Genomic DNA, 3,727 nt, shown 5'->3' with positions numbered 1-3,727 from the left:
CAACCTCATCAAGGAGAACAAGCCCAAGTATAATATCATGCTCAAGGACGATAAGTCCTATCCCTTTATCAAGATTACCAATGAGCGCTATCCGCGTCTCATCATCACGCGCCAGGTCAAAAAGGATGGCGGTCTCTATTTTGGTCCCTATCCTGATGTGGGGGCGGCCAATGAGATCAAGCGACTTTTGGATCGGATTTTCCCATTCCGCAAGTGTACCAATCCGCCTTCCAAGGTCTGCTTTTACTACCATTTAGGGCAGTGTATGGCTCACACAGTCTGCCACAAGGATGAGGCCTATTTCAAGGGCATGGCCCAGGAGGTTTCTGATTTCCTCAAGGGGCAGGATGACAAGATTATCGATGAGCTCAAGCTCAAGATGACTACCGCTGCGCAGAACATGGAATTTGAGCGAGCGGCCGAGTATCGAGATCTAATTCAGGCTATCGGGACCCTGCGGACCAAACAGCGGGTCATGGCCAAGGATTTGCAGAACCGGGATGTCTTTGGCTACTACGTGGACAAGGGCTGGATGTGTGTGCAGGTCTTCTTTGTCCGTCAGGGCAAGCTGATCGAGCGTGACGTCAATCTTTTCCCTTACTACAATGATCCGGACGAGGACTTCTTGACCTATGTGGGGCAGTTTTACCAGGAGAAATCTCACCTGATCCCCAATGAAATCCTGATCCCTCAAGATATCGATGAGGAAGCGGTCAAGGCCCTTGTAGATACCAAGGTCCTCAAGCCCCAGCGTGGGGAGAAAAAGCAGTTGGTCAATCTGGCCATCAAGAATGCGCGTGTCAGTCTGGAGCAGAAGTTTAATCTCCTTGAAAAATCCATGGAAAAGACCCAAGGTGCTATTGAAAACCTAGGAAAACTCCTGCAAATTCCAACTCCTGTGCGTATTGAGTCTTTTGACAACTCCAACATCATGGGGACCAGTCCGGTCTCAGCCATGGTGGTCTTTGTCAATGGGAAGCCAAGCAAAAAGGACTACCGCAAGTACAAGATCAAGACCGTTGTCGGACCAGATGACTATGCCAGCATGCAGGAAGTCATTCGCAGACGTTACAGTCGTGTCATGCGGGATGGCCTGACACCACCAGATCTGATCGTCATTGATGGGGGTCAGGGCCAGGTCAATATCGCTAAGCAAGTCATCCAAGAAGAGTTGGGGCTGGACATTCCCATCGCAGGCCTGCAAAAGAATGACAAGCACCAGACTCACGAATTGCTCTTCGGCGATCCTCTTCAAGTTATCGAACTCTCTCGGACCTCGCAGGAATTTTTCCTCCTCCAGCGGATTCAGGATGAAGTTCACCGTTTCGCCATCACCTTTCACCGCCAGCTACGGTCCAAGAATTCCTTCTCTTCTCAGTTGGATGGCATCGAAGGCTTGGGACCAAAACGCAAGCAGTTGCTGATGAAGCACTTCAAGTCACTGACCAAGATCAAAGAAGCTACTGTAGATGAAATCGTCACGGTTGGCATCCCACGAGCAGTCGCGGAGGCAGTGCAAGCCAAGCTCCATCAAGGAAAGCAGGAAGAAGCAAGTCCCTTGATGGAAGTGGCGGAGGATTCTGAACTATACCAATCATAAGGAGCTTATAATGAATCATAGAATCGCCATATTATCTGATATACACGGAGATACGACAGCCCTGGAGGCAGTGATTGCGGATGCGCGTGCTCTAGGCGCGACTGAATACTGGCTTTTAGGGGACATTTTGCTACCGGGACCTGGAAGAGATGACCTTTTTGAGTTGCTGGATGCGATTCCCATTACAGCAGCTGTTCGTGGAAATTGGGACGATTGTGTCCTAGAGGCTTTGGATGGCGAGTACGGGCTTGAGGATCCGCAGGAGATCCAACTTCTTCGCCTCACTCAGTACCTCATGGGAGGACTAGATCCTAAGCGGATAGATTGGCTTCGTTCCCTTCCCTTGATAGAGAAGAAGGAGGTCAATGGTATTCGTTTTTCACTGACCCACAACTTGCCAGAAAAGAATTATGGTGGGGACTTGCGTCCAGCAAATGCGACGGAGAACTTTGACCAACTGCTGGATGACCAGACAGATATGGCGATCTACGGGCATGTCCACAAGCAGTTGCTTCGCTATGGCAGTCAGGGTCAGCAGATCCTCAATCCAGGGACTATTGGCATGCCTTATTTTGACTGGGAACCAATTCAAAACCACAGGGCCCAGTATGCTCTGATCGATGTCGAAGCAGATGGTGTGACCAACCTGCACTTTCGTAAGGTAGCCTATGACTATGAAGCAGAGCTTCAAGATGCCAAGGAAAAAGGCCTTCCCTTTATTGAGATGTACGAAGAGTTGAGACGCGAGGATAACTATCGGGGCCATAACAATGAGCTTCTAACTTCCTTGATTGAACAACACGACTATCTAAAGGAGGCTAATGCTTTCCTTCAGTCTATAAAAACGCATAAGGGGTAAGTAATAAAGAAATGGGATTAACTGTTGATCAGCATAGAGAACTTGTGGAAAATGATATCCGACAAGCCCTTCAACATGTTTTTGGTGAGCATTTCGAAATTGTAGACATAGAAACGACGGCCCGGAGTGCTTATGGTCCGACTTTTATTCTTGAGATTCATCTTGAAAAATATAAGACAACAATAAATATGTTGGTTGAAGGTAACGATGTATCACTCCTCTGGGGGCCTGAAAGATTCGGGATGGAGTTTTTGTATGATCGAGATCGTTTTCGAGCTAGCTTTGGAAAGATCAAAGCTTATCTGGATCAACCAGGCCTGATGTTTTCTGAAGCACTGACTCCTGATAATCTCTTAAAAAAGCGTTTTCTCCTTAAAAGAATGATAGAATCGACTTTTGAGGGAATAGCAATAATAGACTTCTGGAGAAGACCCTTCGAAAAGAATGAACCCTTTAGGGTTGTCTTTACTTGTTTGTTGCCTCATTATCCAGCTTTTTTTAGTCTTGAGATAGCGGGTCAGCAGTTTGTCTTCTTAGAGATAGACCCCATGCCTTCTAGTATAGAGGACCAAGCATTTCCAATTCATCAGCCTATTGATCTAACCGTATCCAATATGACTTCTTTCTTGGATTGGTTTAAAGATAGTCTAGAAGGGAATGCTTCCACCGATACGTTTTCTGCTTTAACACTCCCTCTTGATCCTGCTACAGTTGAAGAGAATATTTCTCAAGTACAAGAGATAATCCGATCGACGTTTACAAAGGATATTTCTTTTATGGAAGCGAACAAACTGGTTAAGTCTAATTGTTTTTATGGCATTGATTTTTCAGTTCTATCTGAATATTATGATGTGAGATTTTCAATTAGCTTGATTGGGCGACACTTTGCTCTTCGTGTTATGAAGCCAGATAAACCAGATAAGAAAGACAATTGGATGATCAATGGCTTTCCTTATCTGCTGACGGAGGAAAATCTTAGCAAAGTCATCAGGGAAGCGGAAGCCTATTTTGCAAGACAGGTAGAACCAGTTGAAGCGAAAGTAGGGTCAACTGAAAGCAATAGTAAGGTAAAACCAAGCACCCAAGCTCCAGTAGGACTGGACCAAGCTAAGGAGAAAGAAGAGGCGCTCAAAAAAAAATATTTAGGATTGAGAAAGCTATGGAAAGTCCAATTCCTGATTTTCTGTCTTTTGATGATCGCCGTCTTCGTCCTAGAAGTGTATATGGGGGGAGCTGGTTATAAGGCCTTTAAGATGAAAATTAAGTAT

3 protein-coding genes are annotated in these 3,727 nt (G+C 45.9%); all 3 read left to right on the top strand.

From position 1 onward, the window contains the following. Positions 1-1,600: excinuclease ABC subunit UvrC (gene uvrC / locus ACLOR3_RS04730; RefSeq protein WP_412037030.1), on the top strand; the 1,600-nt coding region annotated here is incomplete at its 5' end. Between the two features lie 10 nt (positions 1,601-1,610). Continuing rightward, positions 1,611-2,459, top strand: a complete 849-nt coding sequence (locus ACLOR3_RS04725; protein WP_411400252.1) for a metallophosphoesterase family protein — start codon at positions 1,611-1,613, stop codon at positions 2,457-2,459. Between the two features lie 11 nt (positions 2,460-2,470). Beyond that, on the top strand, positions 2,471-3,727 hold a 1,257-nt coding region (locus ACLOR3_RS04720; RefSeq protein ID WP_412037029.1), incomplete at its 3' end, for a hypothetical protein.

This window comes from Streptococcus intestinihominis (assembly GCF_046824975.1).
Taxonomy (GTDB): Bacteria; Bacillota; Bacilli; order Lactobacillales; family Streptococcaceae; genus Streptococcus.
The sequence above is the reverse complement of the archived record's forward strand: the minus strand, read 5'-3'. Positions and strand labels throughout refer to the sequence as shown.

What these genes read in the sequence shown, in the direction of transcription:
- ACLOR3_RS04725 (WP_411400252.1), top strand. Translation starts at nt 1,611, where the DNA reads ATGAATCATAGAATCGCCATATTATCTGATATACACGGAGATACGACA.